25 protein-coding genes are annotated in these 24,909 nt (G+C 72.1%); 10 read left to right on the top strand and 15 right to left on the bottom strand.

Annotated features, from left to right (window positions below; translation table 11 throughout):
• Positions 1–28: 28 nt before the first annotated feature.
• Positions 29–709: a TetR/AcrR family transcriptional regulator gene (locus QSK39_RS31135; protein WP_285481414.1), complete on the bottom strand. Its 681-nt coding sequence runs from the start codon at positions 707–709 to the stop codon at positions 29–31.
• Between the two features lie 84 nt (positions 710–793).
• Between QSK39_RS31135 and QSK39_RS31130 the strand changes: the two genes are divergently transcribed.
• The 3 genes from QSK39_RS31130 to QSK39_RS31120 all read left to right on the top strand — a co-directional run bounded on the left by QSK39_RS31130 (position 794) and on the right by QSK39_RS31120 (position 4,835).
• The gene (locus tag QSK39_RS31130) at positions 794–1,537 is read left to right on the top strand and encodes a sigma-70 family RNA polymerase sigma factor (protein ID WP_285481413.1); all 744 of its coding nucleotides are present in this window, start codon (positions 794–796) and stop codon (positions 1,535–1,537) included.
• 215 nt (positions 1,538–1,752) lie between these two features.
• A complete protein-coding gene (locus QSK39_RS31125) occupies positions 1,753–2,931 on the top strand; it encodes a GAF domain-containing protein (RefSeq protein ID WP_285481412.1) in 1,179 nt (392 codons plus the stop codon).
• Between the two features lie 89 nt (positions 2,932–3,020).
• Positions 3,021–4,835 (top strand): flavin-containing monooxygenase, encoded by a 1,815-nt coding sequence (locus QSK39_RS31120; protein ID WP_285481411.1) that lies wholly within the window; start codon positions 3,021–3,023, stop codon positions 4,833–4,835.
• On the opposite strand, the gene QSK39_RS31115 is transcribed toward QSK39_RS31120, so the two are convergent.
• From QSK39_RS31115 to QSK39_RS31095, 5 genes are read right to left on the bottom strand one after another with little or no spacing between them, the layout of a single operon-like run.
• Positions 4,832–5,869, bottom strand: coding sequence for an acyl-CoA dehydrogenase family protein (locus QSK39_RS31115; RefSeq protein WP_285481410.1), 1,038 nt, complete (start codon positions 5,867–5,869; stop codon positions 4,832–4,834). The two genes, QSK39_RS31120 and QSK39_RS31115, sit on opposite strands and share 4 nt — an antisense overlap.
• Positions 5,866–6,801, bottom strand: a complete 936-nt coding sequence (locus tag QSK39_RS31110) for an acyl-CoA dehydrogenase family protein (RefSeq protein WP_285481409.1) — start codon at positions 6,799–6,801, stop codon at positions 5,866–5,868. The genes QSK39_RS31115 and QSK39_RS31110 overlap by 4 nt, the downstream gene beginning before the upstream one ends.
• On the bottom strand, positions 6,798–7,928 hold the full coding sequence (locus QSK39_RS31105) for an acyl-CoA dehydrogenase family protein (protein ID WP_285481408.1): 1,131 nt from the start codon (positions 7,926–7,928) through the stop codon (positions 6,798–6,800). The genes QSK39_RS31110 and QSK39_RS31105 overlap by 4 nt, the downstream gene beginning before the upstream one ends.
• Positions 7,928–8,773, bottom strand: coding sequence for an enoyl-CoA hydratase (locus tag QSK39_RS31100; protein ID WP_285481407.1), 846 nt, complete (start codon positions 8,771–8,773; stop codon positions 7,928–7,930). The genes QSK39_RS31105 and QSK39_RS31100 overlap by 1 nt, the downstream gene beginning before the upstream one ends.
• Complete coding sequence (locus tag QSK39_RS31095) at positions 8,770–10,302, bottom strand: FadD3 family acyl-CoA ligase (protein WP_285481406.1); 1,533 nt, start codon at positions 10,300–10,302, stop codon at positions 8,770–8,772. The genes QSK39_RS31100 and QSK39_RS31095 overlap by 4 nt, the downstream gene beginning before the upstream one ends.
• A gap of 82 nt (positions 10,303–10,384) precedes the next feature.
• Here QSK39_RS31095 and QSK39_RS31090 point away from each other — a divergent pair, with 82 nt between their 5' ends.
• From QSK39_RS31090 to QSK39_RS31080, 3 genes are read left to right on the top strand one after another with little or no spacing between them, the layout of a single operon-like run.
• Positions 10,385–11,530: an acyl-CoA dehydrogenase family protein gene (locus QSK39_RS31090; protein ID WP_285481405.1), complete on the top strand. Its 1,146-nt coding sequence runs from the start codon at positions 10,385–10,387 to the stop codon at positions 11,528–11,530.
• Positions 11,527–12,297, top strand: a complete 771-nt coding sequence (locus QSK39_RS31085) for an SDR family oxidoreductase (RefSeq protein ID WP_285481404.1) — start codon at positions 11,527–11,529, stop codon at positions 12,295–12,297. The genes QSK39_RS31090 and QSK39_RS31085 overlap by 4 nt, the downstream gene beginning before the upstream one ends.
• 8 nt (positions 12,298–12,305) lie before the next feature.
• Positions 12,306–13,457, top strand: coding sequence for an acetyl-CoA C-acetyltransferase (locus tag QSK39_RS31080; protein ID WP_285481403.1), 1,152 nt, complete (start codon positions 12,306–12,308; stop codon positions 13,455–13,457).
• A gap of 17 nt (positions 13,458–13,474) precedes the next feature.
• On the opposite strand, the gene fgd is transcribed toward QSK39_RS31080, so the two are convergent.
• From fgd to QSK39_RS31040, 8 genes are all read right to left on the bottom strand, one after another.
• Positions 13,475–14,479: a glucose-6-phosphate dehydrogenase (coenzyme-F420) gene (gene fgd, locus QSK39_RS31075; RefSeq protein ID WP_285481402.1), complete on the bottom strand. Its 1,005-nt coding sequence runs from the start codon at positions 14,477–14,479 to the stop codon at positions 13,475–13,477.
• A 2-nt stretch (positions 14,480–14,481) separates the two neighbouring features.
• Positions 14,482–15,537, bottom strand: coding sequence for an NAD(P)H-dependent flavin oxidoreductase (locus QSK39_RS31070; RefSeq protein ID WP_285481401.1), 1,056 nt, complete (start codon positions 15,535–15,537; stop codon positions 14,482–14,484).
• Positions 15,534–16,265, bottom strand: coding sequence for a CoA-transferase subunit beta (locus tag QSK39_RS31065; protein WP_285481400.1), 732 nt, complete (start codon positions 16,263–16,265; stop codon positions 15,534–15,536). Before QSK39_RS31065 ends, QSK39_RS31070 begins: the two co-directional genes overlap by 4 nt.
• Entirely contained in the window at positions 16,262–17,125 is an 864-nt protein-coding gene (locus tag QSK39_RS31060; protein WP_285481399.1) for a CoA transferase subunit A, read from the bottom strand. Before QSK39_RS31060 ends, QSK39_RS31065 begins: the two co-directional genes overlap by 4 nt.
• The gene (locus QSK39_RS31055) at positions 17,115–17,855 is read right to left on the bottom strand and encodes an enoyl-CoA hydratase family protein (protein ID WP_285481398.1); all 741 of its coding nucleotides are present in this window, start codon (positions 17,853–17,855) and stop codon (positions 17,115–17,117) included. The genes QSK39_RS31060 and QSK39_RS31055 overlap by 11 nt, the downstream gene beginning before the upstream one ends.
• Positions 17,855–18,733 (bottom strand): SDR family oxidoreductase, encoded by an 879-nt coding sequence (locus QSK39_RS31050; protein WP_285481397.1) that lies wholly within the window; start codon positions 18,731–18,733, stop codon positions 17,855–17,857. The genes QSK39_RS31055 and QSK39_RS31050 overlap by 1 nt, the downstream gene beginning before the upstream one ends.
• Positions 18,730–19,497, bottom strand: a complete 768-nt coding sequence (locus QSK39_RS31045; protein WP_285481396.1) for an SDR family oxidoreductase — start codon at positions 19,495–19,497, stop codon at positions 18,730–18,732. Before QSK39_RS31045 ends, QSK39_RS31050 begins: the two co-directional genes overlap by 4 nt.
• A gap of 232 nt (positions 19,498–19,729) precedes the next feature.
• Positions 19,730–20,128 (bottom strand): winged helix-turn-helix transcriptional regulator, encoded by a 399-nt coding sequence (locus tag QSK39_RS31040; protein WP_285481395.1) that lies wholly within the window; start codon positions 20,126–20,128, stop codon positions 19,730–19,732.
• A gap of 118 nt (positions 20,129–20,246) precedes the next feature.
• Here QSK39_RS31040 and QSK39_RS31035 point away from each other — a divergent pair, with 118 nt between their 5' ends.
• Together QSK39_RS31035 and QSK39_RS31030 are read left to right on the top strand one after the other, a co-directional pair.
• On the top strand, positions 20,247–21,101 hold the full coding sequence (locus QSK39_RS31035) for an SDR family oxidoreductase (protein WP_285481394.1): 855 nt from the start codon (positions 20,247–20,249) through the stop codon (positions 21,099–21,101).
• Positions 21,102–21,187: 86 nt separating this feature from the next.
• Positions 21,188–22,225 carry a hypothetical protein gene (locus QSK39_RS31030; protein ID WP_285481393.1) on the top strand — a complete coding sequence of 346 codons (1,038 nt, stop codon included), beginning with the start codon at positions 21,188–21,190 and terminating at the stop codon, positions 22,223–22,225.
• A gap of 3 nt (positions 22,226–22,228) precedes the next feature.
• Here the strand turns inward: QSK39_RS31030 and QSK39_RS31025 are convergent, their stop codons facing one another.
• Positions 22,229–23,362 carry a PucR family transcriptional regulator gene (locus tag QSK39_RS31025; RefSeq protein WP_285481392.1) on the bottom strand — a complete coding sequence of 378 codons (1,134 nt, stop codon included), beginning with the start codon at positions 23,360–23,362 and terminating at the stop codon, positions 22,229–22,231.
• Between the two features lie 103 nt (positions 23,363–23,465).
• Between QSK39_RS31025 and QSK39_RS31020 the strand changes: the two genes are divergently transcribed.
• Complete coding sequence (locus QSK39_RS31020; RefSeq protein WP_285481391.1) at positions 23,466–24,131, top strand: TetR/AcrR family transcriptional regulator; 666 nt, start codon at positions 23,466–23,468, stop codon at positions 24,129–24,131.
• Positions 24,132–24,262: 131 nt separating this feature from the next.
• Entirely contained in the window at positions 24,263–24,907 is a 645-nt protein-coding gene (locus QSK39_RS31015; protein ID WP_285481390.1) for a cutinase family protein, read from the top strand.
• Positions 24,908–24,909: the final 2 nt, after the last annotated feature.

The following is a 24,909-nucleotide window of genomic DNA, read 5'->3' as shown; positions in this document are numbered from 1 at the left end:
CGCGCACCCGGAGTCCACAGTGGACACCTCAGGCGAGGTTGGCCGCCGCCAGCTCGGTGTGCGGGTCGAGCTCGAGGCCGCCGGCGCGCAGGGTGTCGTCGACGATCCGCCAGACCCAGCGGGCCAGGAGCGCGGCCAGCTCGGCGCGGTCGACGCCGCGCGGGTTCTCCAGCCAGCGCGAGGTGCTGGACTCCACCAGGCCGACCAGCCCGAAGGCGACCGCTTCGCAGACGCGGGTGTCCACTCCGAACAGCCCGAGGTAGTGCTCGAACACCACGGTCAGCTGCCGTGCGATGGCGGTCTTGCCGTCGGCGAAGACGTCGGGGGCGCCGTCCACCGCGTGCCGGGTCAGGTAGCGGTAGAGCGAGCCGTGCTCGGCCAGCCAGCGGGTGTGCGCGCCGATCGCCGAGTGGATCAGCTCCATCGGCGTGCCGCTCGGGTTCCACAGGGGCGCGAACTCCGCGGTGATCAGCTCCGCGATCCGGGCGGCGATCGCGTGCTGCAGGTCGGCGGCGCCGTCGAAGTGCCGGTAGAGGCGCGTGCGGGCGACGCCGGCTTCGTCGGCGATCTGCTCGGTGGACACCTCGGGCCCGTGCCGGGCGATCGCACGCAGCCCCGCCTCGACGAATTCGCGGCGGCGGCGGTCGCGCTGGCCGGCCCACCGCGCGGCCCGGCCATCGGGAGGCCGCGGCCTGTCCGTCGATGTCATCGGCACGGAGTGTACCGGCGCGGCACTATGGCGTACGATGCCGTACCTCTTACTTTGGGTGCCAGATGGTCGCGGAGAGTGACAATGAGGAACGTCGACGAGGAGCCGCCGGACGCCGTGCTGCTCGCCGCCCTCCGCGCGGGTGACTTCGACGCCGCCGGCGCCCTGTTCCGCCGGCACGCCGAGCCGCTGCGCCGGACCGCGGCGGCGTGGGCGGTGCAGCCCGCGGAACGCGACGACCTGGTGGCCGAGACGTTCGTCCGGGTGCTGGCCGTCGTGCACGCGGGCGGCGGCCCGGACGGCGACCTGCGGCCGTACCTGGTGGTGACGCTGCGGAACCTGGTGTCGCGGTGGGGCCGGCAGCGCAGCCGGGTCGAGCTGTGCGAAACGGTCCCCGAGACGTCATCGAGCGGCGCCGACGAGCTGGCCCTGCACCGGTCGCACGAGAAGCTCGTGTGGTCGGCGTACTGCACGCTGCCGGGCCGGTGGCGCACGGTGCTCTGGCGGACCGAGGCCGAAGGCGACACGCCGACGGAGGTGGCGCCGCTGCTGGGCCTGACGCCGAACAGCGTGTCGGCGCTGGCGATGCGGGCGCGCGAGGGGTTGCGCCAGGCGTACCTGCAGGTCCAGGTCCCCGACGCCGAGAAGCCGGTCTGCCGGGAGCCCCGCCGTCGCATGGGCGCGTGGGTCCGGGGAGCGTTGTCCCCGCGCCGGGCGAGCGTGGTCGCCGACCACATCGCGGGCTGCGGCTCGTGCCGCACGGTGGCCACCGGCCTGGACGAAGCGAACCGCGAGCTCCCGGGCTCGGCCGCCCGCCTCACCGGCTGACCACCTCACGTACCTGGAGGGTCGGCTCGCGTACCTGCACAGTCGGCTTGCGTACCTGGAGGGTCGGCTCACCCGAGCCGTGAGCCGACCCTCTGGGTACGCGAACCGACCGTCTGGATACGCGAGCCGACCCTCTGGGTCCACCGGAGGTTGCGCCGGGGTTGCCTCGACCCCGCTTGCGCGGGTTACCGTGAAGCCCGGCCCTGGAGGTGGCGGTGGACGACGAAGTCTGCGCGGTCCGGCCCGGTACCGACGTCGCCGGGCACGCCCGGCTGCTCGCCGGGATCCACGACGCCGTCCTGGCCGGGCGGGCGCCCCGGACCGCGCCGCGCCGGCTCGTCGAACGCTCGTGGCGCCGCGTTGCCGCGCAGGGTGTCGATCCCGACCGGCCGCCCGCGCCCGATCCCGTCGGCGCCGCCGAGGTCGAACGGCGGCGCACCGCCTCCCGGCTCGGCGAAGTCCTCCCCGAACTCCGCGGCGCCCTGACGTCGGTCGCCGAAGACGCGCACCACCTGATGGTCGTCACCGACGCCGACGGCGTCGTCCTCTGGCGCGAGGGTGCCCGCGGCGTCCGGCACCGCGCCGACTCGCTCGGCTTCACCGAAGGCGCCACCTGGTCCGAGCCCGCCATCGGCAGCAACGCGATCGGGACGGCGCTGGCCGAGGCCGCCCCGGTGCAGATGTTCGCCGCCGAGCACTTCGTGCGCTCCCACCACTCGTGGGCCTGCACCGCCTACCCCGTGCACGACCCGCGGACCGGCGACCTGCTCGGGATCGTCGACGTCAGCGGGCCGGCCGAAACCGTCCACCCGATGACCGTCGCGCTGGTCGGGACGTCGGTGCGGCTGGCCGAGGCCGTCCTGCGGCAGCGGCACGAGGCCCGGCTCGAAGGTCTCCGTCAGCTGTCCGGGCACGTCCTCGCGGGCGGGCCCGGACTCGTCGTCGACGACCACGGCTGGGTCGCGGCCCGCAGCGGCGTCTTCGGGATCGACCGCGTCGCCGCGCCCCGCCACGGCGTCCCGGTCGCGGTCCGCGGCGTCGGGGCGTGCGAACCCGAGCCGGTGCCCGGCGGCTGGCTGCTGCGGCCGAGCCACCACCGCGAAACCCTCAAGCTCACCCTCGAATTCGACCCGCCGCGCGCGATCGTCGAAGGCTCGGCGCGGTGGACGCACTTGCTGGGCCGGCGGCAGGCGGACCTGCTGCGGCTGATCGCGACCGCGGGCCCGGCCGGAGTGTCGGCCGCGCAGCTGTCGGAGACGGTCTACGGCGACCGGACGCACCTGGTGACCGTCCGCGCGGAGCTGTCGCGGCTGCGCAAGCTGGTCGGCGGCCTGCTGCTCGCCCGCCCGTACCGGGTCGCGCCCGGCGTCGAAGTCGTGCTGATGCAACCCTAGGGCAACCCTTTCGCGGACCCGGTCAGCCGGGGTTGGCTGCTCGGACGCGCCGCCGACGAAGACGGTGCCCGAGACGGGGAGGTCCGCTCATGACCCAGACCCTCGAACCGGCCGCGGCCGTCGATGCCCGGCAGCGCGTCGAAGGCTGGCTCGCCGGCTTCGAGGCCGCGCTCGCGGCCCGGGACGCCGACCGGGCCGCCGCCCTGTTCGCGACGACGTCGTTCTGGCGCGACCTGATCGCGTTCACCTGGAACCTCAAGACCGTCGAGAACCGTGACGGCGTGAAGGACCTCCTCCTCACCACGATGGACACCGCCGACGCGAGCGGCTTCCACGTCACCGAGGAGCCGACCGAGGCCGACGGTGTCGTGGACGCGTGGATCGGCTTCGAGACGGCGGCCGGACGCGGCCGCGGGCACCTGCGGCTCACCGCCGAAGGCGCGTTCACCTTCCTCACGACGTTGCACGAGCTCAAGGGCCACGAAGAGCCGCTCGGCACGACCCGGCCGAAGGGCGCCGAGCACGGCGTCAACCGCGACCGCGTGACGTGGTCCGAGGCGCGGCAGGCGGAAGCGGACGAACTGGGCACCACGCGGCAGCCGTACGTCGTCGTCATCGGCGGCGGGCAGGGCGGGATCGCGCTCGGCGCCCGGCTGCGCCAGCTCGGCGTGGACCACGTCGTCGTCGACCGGTACGCGCGGCCGGGCGACCAGTGGCGCGGCCGCTACAAGTCCCTGTGCCTGCACGACCCCGTCTGGTACGACCACCTGCCCTACCTCGACTTCCCGCGCACCTGGCCGGTCTTCGCGCCGAAGGACAAGATCGCCGACTGGCTCGAGATGTACACGAAGGTCATGGAGGTCAACTACTGGTCGTCGACGACCTGCAAGAGCGCCTCCTACGACGAAGAAGCGAAGGAGTGGACGGTCGTCCTCGATCGCGACGGCGAAGAGGTCGTCCTCAAGCCGAAGCAGCTGGTGCTCGCGACCGGCATGTCCGGCAAGCCGAACGTTCCCCAGCTGCCGGGGCAAGATCGATTCCGCGGGGAGCAGCACCACAGCTCGCAGCACCCGGGCCCGGACGCCTACCGCGGCAAGAAGGCCGTGATCGTCGGGTCCAACAACTCGGCGTTCGACATCTGCGGCGCGCTGTGGGAAGCCGGCGCCGACGTGACGATGATCCAGCGCAGCACGACGCACATCGTGAAGTCGGACTCGCTGATGGACCTCGGCCTGGGCGACCTCTACTCGGAACGCGCGCTCGCGGCAGGCATGACGACGCAGAAGGCGGACCTGACCTTCGCGTCCCTCCCCTACCGGATCATGCACACGTTCCAGCAACCGGTGTACGCCGCGATCAAGGACCGCGACCAGGAGTTCTACGACCGGCTCGAAAAGGCGGGCTTCCGGCACGACTGGGGCGACGACGACTCCGGCCTCTTCATGAAGTACCTGCGCCGCGGCTCGGGCTACTACATCGACGTCGGCGCGGCCGACCTCGTGGCCGACGGTGACGTCAAGCTCGCGCACGGCCAGGTCGTCGAGCTGACGGAGAACTCCGTGAAGCTCGAAGACGGCACCGAGCTGGAGGCCGACCTGGTCGTCTACGCGACGGGCTACGGCTCGATGAACGGCTGGGCGGCGGACCTGATCAGCCAGGAGGTCGCGGACAAGGTCGGCAAGGTGTGGGGCCTGGGCTCGGACACGACGAAGGACCCGGGCCCGTGGGAGGGCGAGCAGCGCAACATGTGGAAGCCCACCCAGCAGGAAGGGCTGTGGTTCCACGGCGGCAACCTGCACCAGTCCCGGCATTACTCGCTTTACCTGGCCCTGCAGCTGAAGGCCCGCGCGGAGGGCATCCCGACGCCGGTCTACGGGCTGCAGGAACGGCACCACCTGTCCTAGGCCGAAAGCGCGCTCACGGGGTCGCCGAACAGGAGGGCGGTCCCGTGGGCGCGCTTGAAGTACAGGTGCGCGTCGTGCTCCCAGGTGATCGCGATACCGCCGTGCAGCTGGACCATTTCCGCCGCCGCGTGGGAGAACGCTTCACTGCACACGACTTTCGCGGTCGTCACGGCTTCGGCGTCCCCGTCCACCAGGGCCGCGTACAGCGCCGAGCGGGCTGCTTCGACGTGGACGTGCACGTCGGCCATCCGGTGCTTCAGTGCCTGGAACGACCCGATCGCGCGGCCGAACTGACGCCGTTGCTTGGTGTACTCCACCGTCAGTTCCAGCGCACGGGCGGCCGCACCGACCTGCTCGGAGGCGACGGCGACGACCGCGGTGTCAAGCAGCTTCCGCAGGCCGAACCCGTCGGCGTCGAGACGTCGTGCCGGGGTTGAAGCGAAGTCCACGACAGCCAGCCGGCGGGTCGGGTCCAGCGTGGTCACGCGCTCCCGGCGAACGCCGTCGAGCGGGACTTCGAACAAGCCGATGCCCTCGGCCGTCCGGGCCACGGCCAAGAGGACGTCGGCGAGGTCGCCGTCGAGGACGTAGTGGGCGCGGCCGTCGAGCCCGGTTTCCGACGCGGTCAAGCCCGGCGCCCAGTCCTCGTCCGACCACGCCAGCGCGGCGAGGGTCGTGCCCGAGGCGATCCCCGGCAGCAGCAGTTCGCAGGCTTCGTCGTTCCCGGTGCGCAACAATGCTTCGCCGCACAGCACCGCGGAGCCGAGCATCGGCGCGGGGGTGAGCGTGCGGCCGAGTTCTTGCAGGACCACGCACGCCTCGGCCAGGCCGGCGCCCGCGCCGCCGTAGTGCTCGGGGATCGTGAGGGCGGCGACGCCGATCTGCTCGCACAGCGTCGACCAGAGCTTGTCGTCGTACCCGAGCGGCGACTCCATCGCCGCCCGGACCGCTTCCGGCCCCGACCGGCGGGCCAGCAGCGAGCGCACGGCATCCCGCAGGGCGGCGGACTCTTCCGACTCGAACGGATCCGTCATCGCAGCCCCGCCAGGACGCGCGCCCGGTGGAACGAGCCGGTTCCCCAGGCCCCGGCCAGGGCCCGCACCTTGGTCAGCCGCAGGCCGAGGTCGTGTTCGGCGGTGTAGCCGATGGCGCCGTGCACCTGGAGGGCCGTGCGCGCGGCGAGGTACGCGGCGTCGCCCGCCATGACCTTCGCCGCCGAGACGTCCCGGGCGAAGGTGTCCCTGGCGACGGCCGCGCCGTACAGGAGCGGCCGGGCGAGCTCGAGCTGCGTCACGACGTCGGCGAGCAGGTGCTTGACCGCCTGGTACTCGCCGATCGCCCGGCCGTACTGGCTGCGCTGCTTGGCGTAGGCGACCGAGGCGTCGAGGAGCCACTGGCCCGCGCCGAGGAGCTGGGCGGAGACGGCCAGGACGCCCCGGTCGAACGCGACCGGGTCGGCGGCGGTCGTCCGGGTGGTCCCGGTGATCCGGAACAGCCGCCGGGCCGGGTCGATCGACGGGACCAGCTCGGTCCGGACGCCGGAGACTTCGCCTTCGTTGAGGTCGAGGACCACTCCGACGACATCGGCGTCCAGGGCGAGCGGGACTTCCGGCGGCGCGACGACCGTGGCCAGCAGGTCACCGCCGGCGAGTGCGGCGAGCCGGTCGCCGGTCAGCACCGAGGGTGCCACGGCGGCGGTTTCGACCAGCGGGCCGGGCACGGCGTGGTAGCCGAGCGCTTCGAAGGCGACCACCAGGTCGACCGCGGAACCGCCGAGGCCGCCGTGGTCTTCGTCGACCAGCAGCGCGGGGACACCGAGGTCGGCGAGCGCTCGCAGCAGTTTCAGGCCGCGTTCCGGCGAACCAGCGGCCCAGGCCCGCGCGACCGCGGCGGTGTCCGCCCCGCCCAGCAGGTCGTGCAGCGACGCGGAGAACTGGCGCTGTTCCGGCGACAGCTGGAACTTCATCGGCGCGCCTCCCTCGGCAGTTTCAGCAGCCGTTCGGCGATCGTGTTGCGCTGGATCTGGTCGGTGCCGCCGTAGATGGGCCCGGCGAGGGAGAACAGGTAGCCGTCCACCCAGTCCCGCTCGGTCTCGGCGGCCGGGCCGAGCACGTCCAGGGCCGTCTCGTGCAGCTCGACGTCCAGGTGCGACCAGAACAGCTTGTTCACGCTGGACTCCGGGCCCAGCTCGCCGCCGTCGGCGAGGCGGCTCACCGTGCCGAACGTGTAGAGCTGGTAGGCGCGGGCCCCGATCCAGGCGTCGGCGACGCGGTCCTGTGTGGACGGTGGTGATTCCTGTGAGCGCCAGAGGTCCACGAGCCGGTCGGCGGCGGCGAGGAACCGGCCCGGGCTGCGCAGTGACAGCCCGCGTTCGTTGTTCGCGGTCGTCATCGCGACCCGCCAGCCCTGCCCGACCTCGCCGATCACGTCCTCGTCGGGCACGAAGACGTCGTCGAAGAAGATCTCCGCGAAGCCGGGTTCGCCGTCCAGCTGCGGGATCGGCCGGACCGTGACGCCGCCGGCGCGCAGGTCGGCCATGAAGTAGGTCAGGCCGTGGTGGCGCTGCGCGTCGGGATCCGTGCGGAACAGGCCGAACGCGCGGTCCGCGAAGGACGCCCGCGAACTCCAGGTCTTCTGCCCGGAAAGCCGCCAGCCGCCGTCGGTCCGGACCGCCGTGCTGCGCAACGCCGCGATGTCGCTGCCCGCCTCGGGTTCCGACCACGCCTGCGCCCAGACCTCGTCGCCGCGGGCCATCGCGGGCAGGATGCGGTCACGCTGCTCCTGCGTGCCGTGCGCGAACAGCGTCGGGCCCAGCATGAAGATCCCGTTCTGGCCCACCCGGCCCGGCGCGCCGGACGCGTAGTACTCCTCCTCGAACAGCAGCCACTGCAGCATCGAGGCGTCGCGGCCGTGGTACTCGCGCGGCCACGACACGACCGACCACCGCGCCTCGGCGAGTTCGGCCTCCCACTCGCGGTGCGCCGCGAAGCCTTCGGCGGTGTCCATCGACGGCAGCGTCCGCACGTGCGCGTCGAGCCAGTCCCGTGCTTCGTCGCGGAAAGCCGCGGACGCCTCGTCGATGTCGAGGTCCATCAAGCCCCCTTGTTCGCGTCACGCATGGACCGCGCGGACTGCCCGCCGAGCGAGTCTTCCGACGTCTCCGCGTTGTGGGCGTGCGCCAAGTGGTGCAGCCCGAACACGGAGTCCATTCCGGACCGCAGTCCCATCAGGTCTTCGGCCTGGTTGACGGCCTTCTTCGCCAGTGCGAGGCCGAACGGCGGCATCGCGCCGATCTTCTCCGCCAGCTCCAGGGTGTGCTGTTCCAGCTCCGCACGCGGGACGATCCGGGTGACCATCCCCCATTCCTTGGCCTGCTGGACGGTGAAGCGCTCGCCGGTGAACAGGACTTCCTTCGCCGCCCGTGGACCGAGCACCCACGGGTGCGCGAAGTACTCGACACCCGGAATCCCCATGCGCACCACCGGATCGGCGAAGAACGCGTCGTCGGCCGCCACGATCAGGTCACACACCCAGGCGAGCATCAGCCCGCCCGCGATGCAGGCGCCCTGGACGCTCGCGATCATCGGCTTCGGGATCTCCCGCCAGCGCCGGCACATGCCCAGGTAGACCTCGGACTCGCGGGCGAACCGCTGGTCGCCGCCGACGCGGTCGGTGTGGTCCCACCACAGCACCGCGCGCCGGTCGAACGACTGGTCGGCGTCGCGGCCCGGGCTGCCGATGTCGTGGCCGGCCGAGAAGTGCTTTCCTTCGCCCGCCAGCACGATCACCTTGACTTCGGCGTCGTTCACCGCGCGGGCGAAGGCGTCGTCGAGGGCGTAGGTCATCGCCGAGTTCTGGGCGTTGCGGTAGTCGGGCCGGTTCATGGTGACCACGGCGACCGGCCCGCGGCGCTCGTAGCGGACGACGTCTTCGCTCATTTCGTCTCCTCGGTGAGCAGCCGCTTCAGCACCTTGCCGGAAGCGTTGCGGGGCAGCGCGTCCAGGAACGCGACCGACCGCGGGGTCTTGTAGTTGGCGAGCCGTTCGCGGCCGAACGCGAGGACGTCGGCCTCGGTCAGGCCGCTGCCGACGACGAAGGCCTTGCCGACCTCGCCGAGCCGCTCGTCCGGGACACCGATGACGGCGACGTCGCGGACGCCGGCCAGCTCGGTGAGCGCCTGCTCGACCTCGGCCGGGTAGACGTTGAAGCCGCCGCAGATGTACATGTCCTTGAGCCGGCCGGTGAGCGTGAGATTCCCGGCGTCGTCGAGTTCGCCGACGTCGCCGGTGTGCAGCCAGCCGTCCTCGTCGACGGCCTTCGCGGTGGCCTCGGGGTCGTCGAGGTAGCCGAGCATCACGTTCGGTCCCCGCAGGACCACTTCGCCGGGCGAGCCCTGGATCGCGACCTCGAACCCGGCGGTCGCGCGACCGGACGTCCTCGCGACCAGCTCCGCGTCGTCGCCCGGACGGCACATCGTCACCACCACGGCTTCCGTGAGGCCGTACGCGGTGAGGACGATGTCGAAGCCCAGCTCGGCGCGCATGCGCCGGACGAGTGACGCCGGCACGTCCGCGGCGCCGGTGACCGCGAGCCGCAGCGAGGACAGGTCGCCGCGTTCCGGCTCGTTCAGCAGGGACTGGAAGATCGTCGGCGCGCCCGGCAGCACCGAGATCCGCTCCCGGTCGATCACCGCCAGCGCGGCCTTCACGTCGAACACCGCCTGCGGCACGATCGTCGCGCCGGTCAGCAGGCACACGACGATCCCGGCCTTGTAGCCGAAGCTGTGGAAGAACGGGTTGATCACCAGGTACCGGTCCTCGGCGGTGACGCGGCCGCACTCCGCCCAGGCCGCGGCGACGCCGACGACCTGGCGGTGGGCCGACAGCACGCCCTTCGAGCGGCCGGTGGTCCCCGAGGTGAAGAGGATGTCACTCACGTCGTCCGGCTGGACCGCGTCCGCGCGTGCCTCGGCTTCGGCGAGGGGCACTTCGTCCGCCAGCGCGAGGAACTCGTCCCAGCCGAGCGCGTCCCCGACCGGCCGGTGCGGCTGCTCCAGGGCGACCCGGACGACGGTGCCGAGGTCGGGCAGGTCCGTGCCGGTCGCGACGATCGCGGCGTGCCGGTCGGTACCGAGGAAGTCGGCCGCCACGACCAGCGCTTTCGCCCGGCTGCGGACCAGCAGGTCCACGGTCTCGGCGGCGGTGAACCGGGTATTGACCGGCACGAGCGACGCGCCCGCGTAGAGCGCGCCGAGCGCCGCCAGGACCCAGTGGTGGGTGTTGGGGAGGGTGATCGCGACGCGGTCGCCGGGCTGGACACCGCGGGCCACGAACGCCCGTGCGACCGACTGAACACGTTCCAGAAGGTCGTCGAACCCGAGCCGCAGGGAGCCGTCGACCAGTGCCTCCGCCGAGCCGAACTTCGCGGCGGCATCGCGGACGACGGCCGGGATCGTGGTCTGTCCCACCACACCCTCCTCTGGACCGACAAACTAGAACGTGTTCTCATTACCCTAGGTCCCGGACCGGCCCGGCAGCAAGGAGGCGAGCGTGGAACCGACGCGATTCCGCCGCGAGGTCGCGGGCTGGCTCGCGGACAACCTGACCGGCGAGTTCGCCGAGCTGCGTGGCCTCGGCGGCCCGGGACGCGAGCACGAGGCGTTCGACCTGCGCCTGGCCTGGGAACGCCACCTCGCCGCGGCGGGCTGGACGTGCGTCGGCTGGCCGGTCGAACACGGCGGGCGCGGCCTGTCCCTCGGCGAGCAGGTCGCCTTCCACGAGGAGTACGCGGCGTCCGGTGCGCCCGCGCGCGTCAACCACATCGGCGAGCAGCTGCTCGGCCCGACGCTCATCGCGTTCGGCACGCCTGAGCAGCAAAAACGGTTCCTGCCGAAGATCGTCGCCGTCGAAGAGCTGTGGTGCCAGGGCTACTCCGAGCCCGGCGCCGGGTCCGATCTGGCCGCCGTCTCGACGTCGGCGGTCCGGCGCGACGGCGAGTGGGTGGTCAACGGCCAGAAGATCTGGACGTCGCTGGCGCACGTGGCCGACTGGTGCTTCGTCGTGGCCCGCACCGAACCCGGATCGCAGCGCCACCACGGCCTGTCGTACCTCCTGGTGCCGCTGCGCCAGGACGGCGTCACCGTGCGGCCGATCCAGCAGCTGACCGGGACGTCCGAGTTCAACGAAGTCTTCTTCGACGACGCCCGCACGCCGGCCGAGCTGGTCGTCGGCGAGCCCGGCGACGGCTGGAAGATCGCGATGGCCACCCTCGGCTTCGAACGCGGCGTCTCCACGCTCGGCCAGCAGATCGGCTTCCGCCGCGAACTCGACGACATCGTCGCCGAAGCCAAGCGGACCGGCACCTACGACGACCCGCTGCTGCGCACCGACCTCGCGCGCGCCCGGATCGGCCTGCGCGTCCTGCGCGCGCACGCGTTGCGGACGCTCGGCCGGCCCGCCGGGCCGGAGGTCGCCGTCGGGAAGCTGCTGTGGGCCCAGTGGCACCGCGGGCTCGGCGAGCTGGCGATGCGTGCCCGCGGCGCGCGGTCCCTGGTCGCCGCCGGTGCCGAGCTGGACGACGCCCAGCGGCTCTACCTGTTCACCCGCGCGGACACGATCTACGGCGGGTCGGACGAGATCGAGCGGAACATCATCGCCGAGCGCGTGCTCGGCCTGCCGAGGGAGGCACGCCCGTGATCCCGCAGTACCCACCGGGCCACGACTTGCTGGCCGGCAAGGTCGTCGTGGTCACCGCGGCGGCCGGCACTGGCATCGGGTCCGCCGTGGCCAAGCGGTGCCTGGAGGAGGGCGCGAGCGTCGTCATCTCCGACTGGCACGAACGGCGGCTCGGCGAGAAGGCGGCCGAGCTGGCTTCGCTCGGCAAGGTGCACGCGATTCCCTGCGACGTCACGGCCGAGGATCAGGTCCAGGCGCTCGTCGACGGCGCGGTGGATCACTTCGGACGCCTCGACGTCATGGTCAACAACGCCGGGCTGGGCGGGACGAAGTCCGTGCTGGACATGGCCGACGACGAATGGTCCCGCGTGCTGGACATCACGCTCACCGGGACTTTCCGGTGCACGCGCGCGGCGCTCAGGCAGTTCGTCGCCCAGGGCGGCGGCGGGGCGATCGTCAACAACGCGTCGGTGATCGGCTGGCGGGCCCAGGCCGGGCAGGCGCACTACGCCGCCGCGAAGGCCGGGGTGATGGCGCTGACGCGGTGTTCGGCGCTCGACGCCGCCGAGCACGGCGTCCGGATCAACGCCGTCGCGCCGAGCCTCGCCATGCATCCCTTCCTCGCCAAGGTGACCAGCGACGAGCTGCTGGAAGACCTGACCAAACGCGAAGCGTTCGGCCGCGCCGCCGAGCCGTGGGAGGTCGCCAACGTCATGGTCTTCCTCGCCAGCGACTACGCGAGCTACCTCACCGGCGAAGTCGTCTCCGTCAGCAGCCAGCACCCCTAGGAGCTCCCGTGCCCGAAGCCTTCCTCCTCGACGCGGTCCGCACGCCCGTGGGCCGGCGCGGCGGCGCGCTGTCCGGGTGGCACTCCGCCGACCTCGGCGCGCACGTCATCCGGGCGGTCGTCGAGCGCGCGGGCGTCGACCCGGACCTGGTCGACGACGTCATCCTCGGCTGCACGGACACCCTGGGCCCGCAGTCGGGCAACATCGCGCGCACGGCGTGGCTGGCGGCCGGGTTCCCGGACCACGTGCCCGGCGTGACGATCGACCGGCAGTGCGGGTCGAGCCAGCAGGCCGTGCACTTCGCGGCGCAGGCCGTCATGTCCGGCACGCAGGACCTGGTGCTGGCCGGCGGCGTGCAGAACATGAGCCGCATCCCGATCAGCGCGGCGATGCTGGCCGGGCGCGAGTACGGCTTCGACGACCCGTTCTCCGGCTCGAAGGGCTGGCAGGAGCGCTACGGCAGTGTCGAGGTGTCGCAGTTCCGCAGCGCCGACATGATCGCCGCGCACTGGGACCTCAGCCGCGAGGCGATGGAGGAATACGCCTTCCGCAGCCATCAGCGAGCCCTCGCCGCCATCGATTCCGGGTTTTTCGACGCCGAGATCGCGCCCGTCGACGGCTTCGAGCAGGACGAGGGCCCGCGCCGGGACACGTCGCTGGAGCGGATGCGCGGGTTGAAGCCGCTCGCTCCGGAGTCCCGCCTGACGGCGGCCGTGGCCAGCCAGATCTCCGACGGCGCCAGCGCGGCTCTGGTCGCTTCCGAAGCGTTCGTGAAGGAGCACGGCCTGACGCCCCGGGCGCGCATCCACCACCTGTCGGTCCGCGCGGCCGACCCGGTCTGGATGCTGACCGGCCCGATCCCCGCGACGTCCTACGCGCTCCGGAAAACCGGGCTCGCGATCGACGACATCGACCTGTTCGAGGTCAACGAGGCGTTCGCCAGCGTGGTGCTGGCATGGCTGGACGAAACGGGCGCCGACCCGTCACGCGTCAACGTGAACGGCGGCGGCATCGCCCTCGGTCACCCCATCGGGGCGACCGGGACGAAGCTCCTCGCGACGCTCCTGCACGAGCTGGAGCGCCGCGGCGGCCGCTACGGCCTGCAGACGATGTGCGAAGGCGGTGGCACCGCCAACGTCACCATCATCGAACGGCTGTGACATCGAACGGCTGTGACTCAGCCGAGGGCGCGCAGCTTCGGCAGCACGTCCTCGGAGAACTGGGTCAGGAACCGCTCCTGGTCGTGGCCCGGGCCGTGGAAGACGAGGTGGTTGAGGCCCGCGTCCAGGTACGGCTTGATCTGGGCCACCGCCTCGTCCGGGTCGGACGCGACGATCCAGCGCTTGGCGACCTGCTCGATCGGCAGCTCGTCGGCCAGCCGCTCCATCTCGTCGGCCGAGGTGACGCTGTGCTTCTGCTCCGCCGACAGCGACAGCGGCGCCCAGAAGCGGGTGTTCTCCAGCGCCTTCTCGTGGTCGCGGTCGTACGACATCTTGATCTCGATGGTCCGGTCGATGTCGTCGACGGTCTTCTCGGCCGCCTCGGCGCCTTCCTTGACCGCGGGCATCAGCTTCTCCGTGTACAGGTCCATGCCCTTGCCGGACGTGCAGATGAACCCGTCGCCGGACCGGCCCGCGTACTTGGCCACCACCGGGCCGCCTGCGGCGATGTACACCGGCACCGGCTGCTCCGGCCGGTCGTAGATGCGTGCGTCGACCAGCTTGTAGTACTCGCCGTCGAAGTTCACGTTGTCGCTGGTCCACAGCTCGCGGATCAGCTTGACCGACTCGCGCAGCCGGGCGAAGCGCTCCTTGAACTCCGGCCACTCGCGCCCCGACACGGCGATCTCGTTCAGCGCCTCGCCGGACCCCACGCCGAGGATCACGCGGCCGCCGGACAGCAGCGACATCGTCGCGAACGCCTGCGCGATCACGGCCGGGTTGTACCGGAACGTCGGGGTCAGCACGCTCGTGCCGATCTGCACCCGCTTCGTGCGCTCGGCGACCGCCGGCATCCACGCCAGCGCCCACGGCGCGTGCCCACCCTCGTGGCGCCACGGCAGGAAGTGATCCGACACCCAGACCGAGTCGAGGCCGACCTCTTCGGCACGCACCGCGTACTCGACCAGGTCCCGCGGTCCGAACTGCTCCGCCGACGCCTTGTAACCGACCTTGAGCGCCACGCTCACCCTCCCGTTTCCCGGCCGAGTCTCCGCAGGATCTCACCTGCCTCGGCCACTGTGCCCTCGACGATCCCGGCCACCGTGGGCAGGTCGTGGATCATGCCCACCACCTGTCCCGACGCTAGCACTCCGGCGTCCGTCCGGCCGTCGACCAGCCCCGCCCGCAACAGCATCGGGGTGTTGGCCGCCATGACCAGCTGACTCCAGGTCAGATCGTTGCCGTGCTTCATCGCAAGGCCTTCTTTGACCATCGCAACCGGGGACAGTCCGGTGATATTCCGGAAGCGGAGGGCATTTCTCGCGGCCTGGGCGAGCCCGCGAAGCCGGCCGGTGCGTTCGAGCTTCTCGACGAGGTCGGTGCGCAGCACCCGGTGCGGCAGGCCGTCGACGCGCCGGGTGACGACCGTCCCGGTGAGACCCTGCTCGAGGTAGACGCGCTTGACCTCGTCGGGGACCGTGCTCTCCTTGCTCAGCAGGAACCGGGTGCCCATCGCGACGCCCGCCGCGCCGTACGCGAGGGCCGCGGCGAGACCGCGTCCGTCGAAGAACCCGCCGGCGGCCACGACCGGGATGTCGACGGCGTCCAGCACCGACGGCAGCAGCAGCGTGGTCGCCACTCCCCCGGTGTGGCCGCCGCCTTCGCCGCCCTGGACGATGACGGCGTCGGCGCCCCAGGCGGCGACCTTCTCGGCGTGGCGTGCGGCGCCGATGGACGGGATGACGACGATCCCGTGGTCCCGCAGCTTGGCGATCATCTCCTTGCGCGGCGCGAGCGCGAACGACGCCACCTTGACGCCCTCGCGGATCAGCAGGTCGACGCGGTCGCCGGCGTCGGCCGCGTCGGCGCGCAGGTTGACGCCGAACGGTTTCTCCGTGCGCTTCTTGACTTCCGCGATCGCGTTTTCCAGTTCGGGGTAGGTCATCGTGGCCGAGGCCAGGATGCCGAGCGCACCCGCTTCGGCCGTCGCCGAGACGAGCCGCGGGCCGGCGACCCAGCCCATCCCGGTCTGCACGACCGGGTGCTCGATGCCGACGAGCTCCGTCAGCGCCGTCTTCACGCCGGGACTTCCTTGTCGCGCAGGCTCTTCGGGTCCACGACCTCGCGGATGAGCCGCAGTTCTTCGTCGCTCGGCTCGCGGCTGGTCACGACGCTGCCGAAGTCGATCTCGAACGTCGTCGCCGCCGCGACCTCGTCCTGTGTGACGCCCGGGTGCAGCGACACCGCCCGCATCGAGTGGTCGGGCGTGGCGAAGTCGAACACGCCGAGGTTGGTGACGACCCGGTGGACGTCGTGGAACTTCTCGGCCGACGGGCCCGCCTTGGCCGCGTTGTCGTAGCCCACGCCGGAAACGACGTCCACGGTGTCCACGAAGACCCGCGAGGAGTGCCGGGGAACCCAGTAGCTGGTGCGGTGGTTGACGGTGTTGCCCGGCGCGCCCCGCACCCCCAGCAGCTGCTTCTTCGGCCGCGCGTGGTCGCCGATCGCGGAGATGTTCTGGTTGCCGTACCGGTCGACCTGGTTCGCGCCCATGACGACGTGGCGCCGCCCGTGCGGGACGATCGTGTCGAGCATCTTGCGGAACGGCTGCCAGCCCTCGACGACGCCGTCGGTGGTGACCAGGTACGCCTCGCCGTCGGACATCAGCAGGTCGGGTTCGAAGGTCAGCCGCGCGAGCTTCGCGCCGAGCTGCGGGATCAGGCCCATCGGGCTGACGACGATCTCGCCGTCGCCGCGGAACAGCTCGGCCACCGCCACGACGGCGATCTCGGCCCGGGTCGCGCTCATGCCGCCTCCGCCTCGAACTTGTCCACTTCGGACAGGTACTGCGCGTCGCCGCCGGAGAGGAACCGGTCCACGAACCCCGGCCACGCCTCGGGATCCTTGGCGCAAGCGGCGTAGTGGCGCTGGAAGCGTTCATCGCGGCCGTAGTCCGGGACCGCCGTGGTGAAGTGGGCGCCGCGCGGGGCCTCGACGACGCCGTCGACCGCGCCCCGGTTGAGCAGCAGCGACTGCACCGGCCCGCCCGCCAGCAGCTCGGGCGTGTCGACGACCTTCTCGACCGACACGAACCGCTTGGCCGCCGCCAGGCAGAACAGGTCGTCGAAGTACGGGTCCGGGCCGAGGTACTGGGCGTTGCCGCGAGCGTCGGCGCGGTTGAGGTGCACGAGCGCGACGTCGAGGTGCTGGGCCGGGACCGCGACCAGCTCCTCGCCGTCGGCGTAGGGCGAGCGCACGGTCCGCAGGTCCGGGTTGGCGCGCATCACTTCCGAGCCGAGCCCGGCGCGCATCGGGAGGAACGGAAGCCGTTGCGCCGCCGCGGAAAGCGCGGCGCCGAACATGCCCTCGTCGTACTCGGTGACGGCGATCGCGCCGGTCTCGCGGGCGCGGCCGAACCACGGGTCGAACGGGATGGAGTCGAGCGTGACGAACCCGAACACCACGCGCTTCACCTTGCCGGCCGCGCACAGCAGGCCGACGTCGGGGCCGCCGTAGGACACCACGGTCAGGTCCTTCACGGGCGTGCGGAGGATCGCGCGGACCAGCGCCATCGGCTTGCGCCGGGAGCCCCAGCCGCCGATGCCGATGGTCATGCCGTCGCGGAGCTCCGCCGCGACGTCGTCGGCGGTCGTGCGCTTATCGGCCATTCAAGAACTCCTCGCGGGCTTCGTCGGACGCACCGAGCAGGTTGAGTTCGAAGGTGAAACCCTGCTCGAACCGGTAGCTGCGGTGCACCTGCTGGGTGTCGATGCCGTTCAGGGCCTCTTTCGCCGCCCGGATCACCCGCGGGTCCTTCTTCGCGATGTCGCGGGCGATGGCCAGGGCGGCGTCGTCCAGCTCGGCGCGCGGCACGACCTGGTAGACCGAGCCGTGCGTGTGCAGCTCGGCGGCGGTGATGGTGCGCGCGGTGAAGTAAAGCGTGCGCATGAGGTGCTGCGGCACCAGCCGGGCCAGGTGCGTCGCGGCACCCAAAGCTCCCCGCTCGACCTCGGGGACGCCGAAGGTGGCGTCGTCGGAGGCGATGACGACGTCGGAGTTGCCGGCGAGGCCGATGCCGCCGCCGAGGCAGAAGCCGTGCACCGCGGTGACGACCGGCACCGCGCAGTCGTAGACCGCGCCGAAAGCCGCGTAACAGCCCCGGTTCGCGCCGACGAGCGCGTCGTACCCGGCGCTGCGCTGGATCTCCTTGATGTCGACACCCGCGTTGAAGCCCCGGCCTTCCGCGCGGAGCACGACCACGTGGACGTCAGAGTCCTCGCCGGCCTTCTTGAGCGCGTCCGCGAGGTCGAACCAGCCCTGCACGGGCAGCGCGTTCACCGGCGGGTAGTCGACGGTGATCACCTCGACGTGGCCGTCGCGCTTGGTCAGGATGCCCATCAGCTCGCTCCGTAGACGGGTTCGGGCTCGGGCGCTTGCTCGAGCAGGTCCTTCACCACCGGGCCGAGCTCGGCCGGCTCCCAGCGGGCGCCCTTGTCCACGACCGGGCCGTGCCGCCACGCCTGCGCGAGAGACACCTTGCCGCCCTCGACCTCGAACACCCGTCCGGTCACCGGCGCGGACTCCTCGCTGCCCAGCCAGACCACCAGCGGCGAGACGTTCTCCGGTGCCATCGCGTCGAAGCCTTCGTCCGGGCGCGCCATCGACGCGAACACGGCCTCGGTCATCCGGGTCCGCGCGGCCGGCGCGATCGCGTTCACCGTCACCCCGTAGCGCGCCAGCTCGGCCGCCGCCACGACGGTCAGCCCGGCGATGCCGGCCTTCGCCGCCGAATAGTTGCCCTGGCCGACGCTGCCCAGCAACCCGGCACCGGAACTCGTGTTGATCACCCGGGCGCTCGGCACCCGCCCGGCCTTCGCCTCCGCCCGCCAATGGTCCGCGGCGTGCCGCAGGGGCGCGAAGTGTCCCTTCAGGTGGACGCGGACGACCGCGTCCCACTCGTCCTCGCCGAGGTTGACCAGCATCCGGTCGCGGACGAAGCCCGCGTTGTTGACCAGGACGTCGAGGCGGCCGAAGTGCTCCAGCGCCGTGTCGACAAGGTGCTTCGCCCCGGCCCAGTCGGCGATGTCGTCGGTGTTGGCGACGGCCTTGCCGCCCAGCGCCCCGATCTCGGCGACGACTCCGGCGGTCGCGTCCGCGTCCACGTCGTTCACCACCACCAGCGCGCCCTCGGCGGCGAAGGCGAGCGCGTGCGCCCGCCCGATGCCGCGGCCGGCGCCGGTCACGACGACCGCCCGGTCCTGGCACAACCTGCTCACGAATCCTCCCGTTGGTTGACGTCGGCCGCGGCGAGGAACGCCGGGACCTCACCCCCGCCGTGGACGCGCAGGGTCGCGCCGGAGACGTAGGAAGCCAGGCCGGAGGCGAGGAACGCGGCGCAGGCGCCCACCTCCTCGGGCTCGGCGAGCCGGCCGAGCGGCACGGTCTTGCCGACCGCCTCGACCGCGGCCTCGCTGCCGTAGTGCAGGTGGGACTGTTCGGTCCGCACCATGCCGACGTCCAGCGCGTTGACCCGCACCTTGGGCGCCCACTCGACGGCGAGGCTGGCGGTGAGGTTGTCGAGCCCCGCCTTCGCGGCGCCGTAGGCGGCGGTCCCGGGTGACGCGCGGGTGCCGCTGACGCTGGAGATCATCACGATGGAGCCGCCGCCGTCCTGGCGTTGCATGACGGCGTTGGCTTTCTGGGAGACCAGCAGCGGGGCCAGCAGGTTCAACTGGACGATCTTGTCGTGCAGCCGCGGCGAGGCGTCGGCGGCCGGCGCGTAGGGGGCGCCGCCGGCGTTGTTGACGACGACGTCGAGACGGCCGTGCTCGGCGACGATCCCGTCGATCAGGGCGGCGACCTGGGCTTCGTCACGGACATCGCACGAGACGAACTCGGCTTTCGTGGCGGTTTCCCGCCGGGCGCAGGTGACGACGTGGGCGCCGTGGGCGAGGAACACGTCGGTGATGCCCCGGCCCACCCCGCGGACACCGCCGGTGACGAGCACGACGGCGCCGGACAGGCCCAGATCGGTCTTCACGTCCCCAAAACTAGAACACGTTCCAACTTTGGGCAAGGTCGGCGAGCCGGGGCGCATGGACAAGCAAGGCGAGGTCGAGCCGAATCGCCCTCGGAGGCATCGACCTCGAAGCCACGAAGATCACGACGGGCGGCGGACCGGGCCACGCCGAGCACCCTGGCCCCTGGCACTGCTGAACGACCCCGAACTCGAAGCGACACGGCTCCCCGAGCCAGACTAGAACGCGTTACGGCTAGCGCTTCGCGGCGTCGTACTCCGCGTTGGCTTCCATGACCTCCGGCATCTGCCCCTCGACGTCCTCGATCAGCGCCAGCAGCAGCGCCGCCGTCCGGCGGCCGCGTGGCGTCAAGCTGTACTCGACCTTCGGCGGGATCGTCGGCTGCGCCTCTCGATGCACGAAGCCGTCGCGCTCGAGGGCCTGCAGGGTCTGGGCCAGCATCTTCTCGCTCACGCCGGACACCCGGCGGCGCAACGCGTTGAACCGGAGCGTGCCGTCGTGGAGCGCGGCCATCGCGAGGATCCCCCACCGGCCGGTGATGTGCTCGAGCGTCGCCCGGGAGGTGCACGCCTGCGCGAACACGTCGAACACCACCTGCCCGTGCTCGTCCAGCCACTCCGGCGCCTCGCTCATGCCGTCAACGGTACCTCGCCGGCCGCGGAAACCCAGGTGAGGATGCTCACCAAGAGTTTGCACTTTCTCAAAGTTAGTACACTCTGTCGGTAAGCAGTCCAGCAGCGAGGAGAAGCAGATGATCGTGGTCACCGGTGCCACCGGCCAGCTCGGCCGCCTGGTCGTGGAAGGCCTCTTGAAGAAGGTGCCGCCCGCCGAGGTCGTCGCGGCCGTGCGTGATCCGGAGAAGGCCGCCGAGTTCGCGGCGCGCGGTGTCCAGGTGCGCCGGGCGGACTACGACGACCCGGCGAGCCTCGCCGCGGCCTTCGCCGGCGCGGACAAGGTGCTGCTGATCTCCAGCAGCACCCCCGGCCAGCGGCTGGCCCAGCACGAAGCGGTCGTCACGGCCGCTCGCGAAGCCGGCGTCGGCCACCTCGCCTACACGAGCGTCCTGTCCGCCGACACGACGAAGCTGTTCGTCGCGCCGGACCACAAGGCCACCGAGGCGGTCATCCGCGCGTCGGGCCTGCCGTTCACGTTCCTGCGCAACGGCTGGTACACCGAGAACTACGCGCAGACGATCGGCCAGGCGCTGGCGGTCGGCTCGTTCGCGGGCGCGGCGGGCGAGGGCAGGCTGGGCGCCGTCCCGCGGATCGACTTCGCCGAGGCGGCCGTCGAGGTCCTGACCGGCGAAGGCCACGAAGGCAAGGCGTACGAACTGGCGGGCGACGAGGCGTTCAGCTACACCGACCTCGCCGCCGCGGTCACGGCCGCGTCGGGCAAGGAGGTCACGTACCAGGACCTGCCGGTCGAGCAGTACCGGAAGGTGCTCGTCGGCGCCGGCCTGCCGGAGCCGGTGGCGGCCATGCTGGCCGACGCCGACCGCGGCATCGCCGACGGCGAGCTGGCTTCGACGTCCGGCGACCTGAGCCGCCTCATCGGCCGCCCGACGACGCCACTGGCCGAAGCCGTCACCGCGTTGGTCAAGAACTGAAGGGAAGGCCCTCCTCCCCAGTTCGGCGAGGAGGGCCTTCGCGGTTTCGCGGACGCCGTCCGCCGTGCATCTCCAGGCTGTGCCGGGTGGAGCCGCTGACCGCGATCACGATGATCGCCGCGAAGTACGGAGTTTCCGGCGTGATCGGCGCCCTCACCGGCAACCAGGAGCTCGGCAGCCTGTCCGCCGAGCTGGTCGGTGCCCTCTCGGCCAGCGAAGACCGGCTCGCCGAGAAACTCGCCGGGATCGAAGGCCGGCTCGACCAGGTGCTGGAGCAACGGTATTCGGCCGCGGTCGGCGCCGGTCTGCGCACTCTGCTCGACGCGGGTGCGACCACCGGCCCGCGCGCCCGGGCCGACGAGCCGGGCCGGGCGCGGGACCTGTTCCGGGACGCCGGCGCCTCGGCGCGGTCCCCGTTGCAGGTCGCGGTGGCCGAACGGTACCTGGTGCTGTGCGCCCTCGCCCTCGGCCGCCCCGAGGTGGCCCGCACGGCCTTGGGCCTGCTGCACAAATCCGCGTTCGAGGCGCTGGTCGCCGCGATGCCCTTGGTGGGCCCCGAAGTCTACGAACGCGCGCGAGAGCGGCTCGCGCAGTCGGGCCGGCGAGTCCCCCGGTCCCGGCGCGAGGAGCGGCTCACCGAGCTGTCGGAAGAAATCCTGGACGCGGCGTCGGAGGTGTCCGACCTCGCTCTCGGCCTGCTCGCCGAGGCCCGTGACCTCGCCGAAGCCCTCGGTGCCGGCCGCGTTCCCGAGCCGGTCGTGGACTTCCTGGAACCCGAAGAGGCCGGCGCCGAAGATCGCCTGGTCACCACCGGCCGGCTGGAGATCCGCCCGTCCGGGCCCGGACCGATCCGGTTCGGGCCGCTGTCGGTGTCCTGGGCGGGAGTGCCGTCCCCTCGGCCCGGCACCCACGACCTGACGGTGACGGTGCGAGCCGAACCCGTCCTGTCCGTGCCCCTTCACCTGACCCTGCTCGCACCGGGCGCGCCGGAACCGGCCTCATGGGACGGCCACACCCTGGCAGCCGGGGCGCCGGGAATCCGGCTCACGCGAGCACTGACCACCGGCTCACCGGCCGCGGGCACGCTGAGCGTGAACGGCCTGCTGCTCTTCCGGTCGGCTTGACGGTCAGGCACCACGGGAACGCAGCACGGACGCGCGCAACGCCGCCTGCATCGCGAACCGCGCCTCGGGATCGTCCAGCCGGTCGCCGAACGCCTGCTTCAGCTGGCGCACGCGGTAGCGCACCGTCTGCGGGTGCACCGACAGGTCGATCGCGATCTTCTCCGAGTTGCCGCCGTTTTCCAGCCACGACAGCAAAGTCTCGCCGAGCCGCCGCCGGGTGCGGTCCGGGAACCCGTCCAGCGGGGCGAGTTCCTGCCGGGCCACCTGGTCGGTCAGCGGCGAGTCGGAGAGCAGCCACAGCGTCGTCAGGTGCTGCGCGCACCACGTCACCGGCGCGTCCGGCAGGGCGCCGTCGCCCACCAGGCGCAGCGTCGTCCGGGCCCAGCGCAGGGAATGCGCCGCGGCCGTCGGGGAGACCGGCGGGCCCACCGCGGCCCGGACGCCGAGCGCGGCGAAGAACCGCGCGTCCACCGGGGCCGGCACCAGCAGGTACGGCTGCGGCGCCTCGAGGTCCGCCAGGACGTCGAGCTCCCAGCACGGCGCGACCGCGGACTCCAGCACCACCGCCGCCACCTCGCCGGGGACCGGCCAGCCGGCCGCCACCGCGAGCTCGGCGAGGACCACGTCCGTCACCGCCACCGGACCGGTCACCAGCCGCAGCAGGCGACGGCGCAGGCCCGCCCGCGTGCCGTCGAGCTCCGCCTGCGCCTCGCGGTGCCCGCGGATCGACATCCGCGCCAGCTCGTCCGCGTAGCCGAACAGCATCTCCGCCAGGCTCGCCATCACCGCCGACGGCAGCCGGTGCCGCCGGCCCAGGCGCATGATCCAGCGCCAGCCCGCGCGCGTGCCGACCCGGTACGCCACCTGGAGGTCGTCGAGCGTCCGGCCCTCGTGCGCCTCGCCCGCGCCGAGGCGGCGGCACGTCTCGTACAGCCGGTCCCGGGGCGCGAGCGGATCCTCGACCAGGTCGACGAAGAGCGCCACCGCGCACTCGACGCCGTGGCGGGTCACGCTGCCGTGCCGGGCGTACACCGGGACCTCGCGCCACACCTCCCGGACGATCCAGTCCACCAGCGCCGGGACCGCCGGACGCATGAGGGTGGCGAGTTCCGTCCGTCCGAGCACTTCTCGCGTCACCGGGACTTGCTGCCGAGCACCGTCGCCGGACACCAGGTTCCCTCCACGGGGGCGGGTGAGCTTTACCGAGCGGTAAAGCAGCGAGACCGTACAGTACACCGCTATGAGCCGGCCGCGTTTCCCTGATCGATCCAGCACCCGCCGGAGCCCGGCCGCCCGGCCCACCGACGACGAGCTGCTCGACGCCGCCCGCGCGGTGTTCGCCGAACGCGGGTACGCCCAGGCCACCATGGGCCTGATCGCCGAGCGCGCCGACTCCACCAAACCGACGCTGTACGCGCATTTCGGCGACAAGGCGGCCCTGTTCCGCGCCACCGTGACGCGCGAGGTCGCCGCGGTGCGCACCTGGGTGCTCACCGCGTACGAAACGAAGAGCACGAGCCCCCTCGAAGAACGCGTCCGGCTCGCCGTGATGGCCATGTTCAGCTACGCGGGCGCCCACCCGGCCGGCTTCCGGATGCTGTTCGACTCCGCCGTCGACGAGATGTCGGACGAGCGCCGCGCCCTCGCCGACACCGTCACCACGCACGTCGTCGACCGGATCCGGGAGCACCTGCTCGCCCACGGCCGCACCCCGGGCCCCGGCGCGGACCTGCTCGCCGCGATGATGGTCGGCCTCGTCGGCCGGGCGGCGATGCACGTCTCCCACTCCCCCGGCGTCGACCCGATCGCGGCCGGCGAGCTGGCCACCGGGTTCGTCATGGCCGCCCTGCGCAACCTCGACCCCGCGCTGCTGGACCACGTCGAGGCCGGGCAGAGCGTCACCTGAGCGTCCACATCGGACTGATTGTCACCGGCTGAACAATTATTCACACCGGCGGAAAACCGCTCTTGCCTTTGCCCGCAATTCGAGAAAGCGTTTGCGGACATTCCGGTTTCCCAGCAGAGGTGTGATCAGCCATGAGTCGTCTGCTTTCTTCCGCCATCACGGTCGGCCTCGCCGCGGCCGGGCTCGCCGTGGCCACCGCGCCGGTCGCGTCGGCCGCGCCCTGCACCGACATCGACGTGCCGATCGCCCGCGGCACGTTCGAGCCCGGCACCTACGGCCTCATCGTCGGCGACCCCGTCTACCAAGCGCTACAGAACTCGCTGCGGCCCCGCTCGCTGAGCGGCTATCCCGTGAACTACCCGGCCGACCTGGGCGAGCCCGCGTCGGTGCAGAAGGGCAACACCGACCTGGTGAACCACGTCAAAGCGCAGGCCGCGGCCTGCCCGCAGCAGCGGTTCGTGCTGGTCGGCTACTCGCAGGGCGCCAACGTCGTCGACAACTCGATCGGCGTCAGCAGCGACGGCGCGCTGGTCGGCGGCCCGATCGTCGCGACCATCCCGGCGGAGCTGGCCCCGCGGATCGCGGCGATCCTGCTGTTCGGCAACCCGATCCGCGCGATCGGCAGGCAGGTGACCGGGCCGTACCAGAGCCGGACCAAGGACTACTGCGCCGACGGCGACCCGGTCTGCCAGTCCGGCGGCGCGAACATCCTGGCCCACTTGAGCTATGGCGGCGACGCCTCCGACGCCGCCGCCTTCGCCGCGAGCAAGGTCTGACA

It is taken from the genome of Amycolatopsis sp. NBRC 101858, assembly GCF_030269325.1.
GTDB classification, from domain to species: domain Bacteria; phylum Actinomycetota; class Actinomycetes; order Mycobacteriales; family Pseudonocardiaceae; genus Amycolatopsis; species Amycolatopsis ponsaeliensis.
This window is presented reverse-complemented; position numbering and strand designations above follow the sequence as displayed.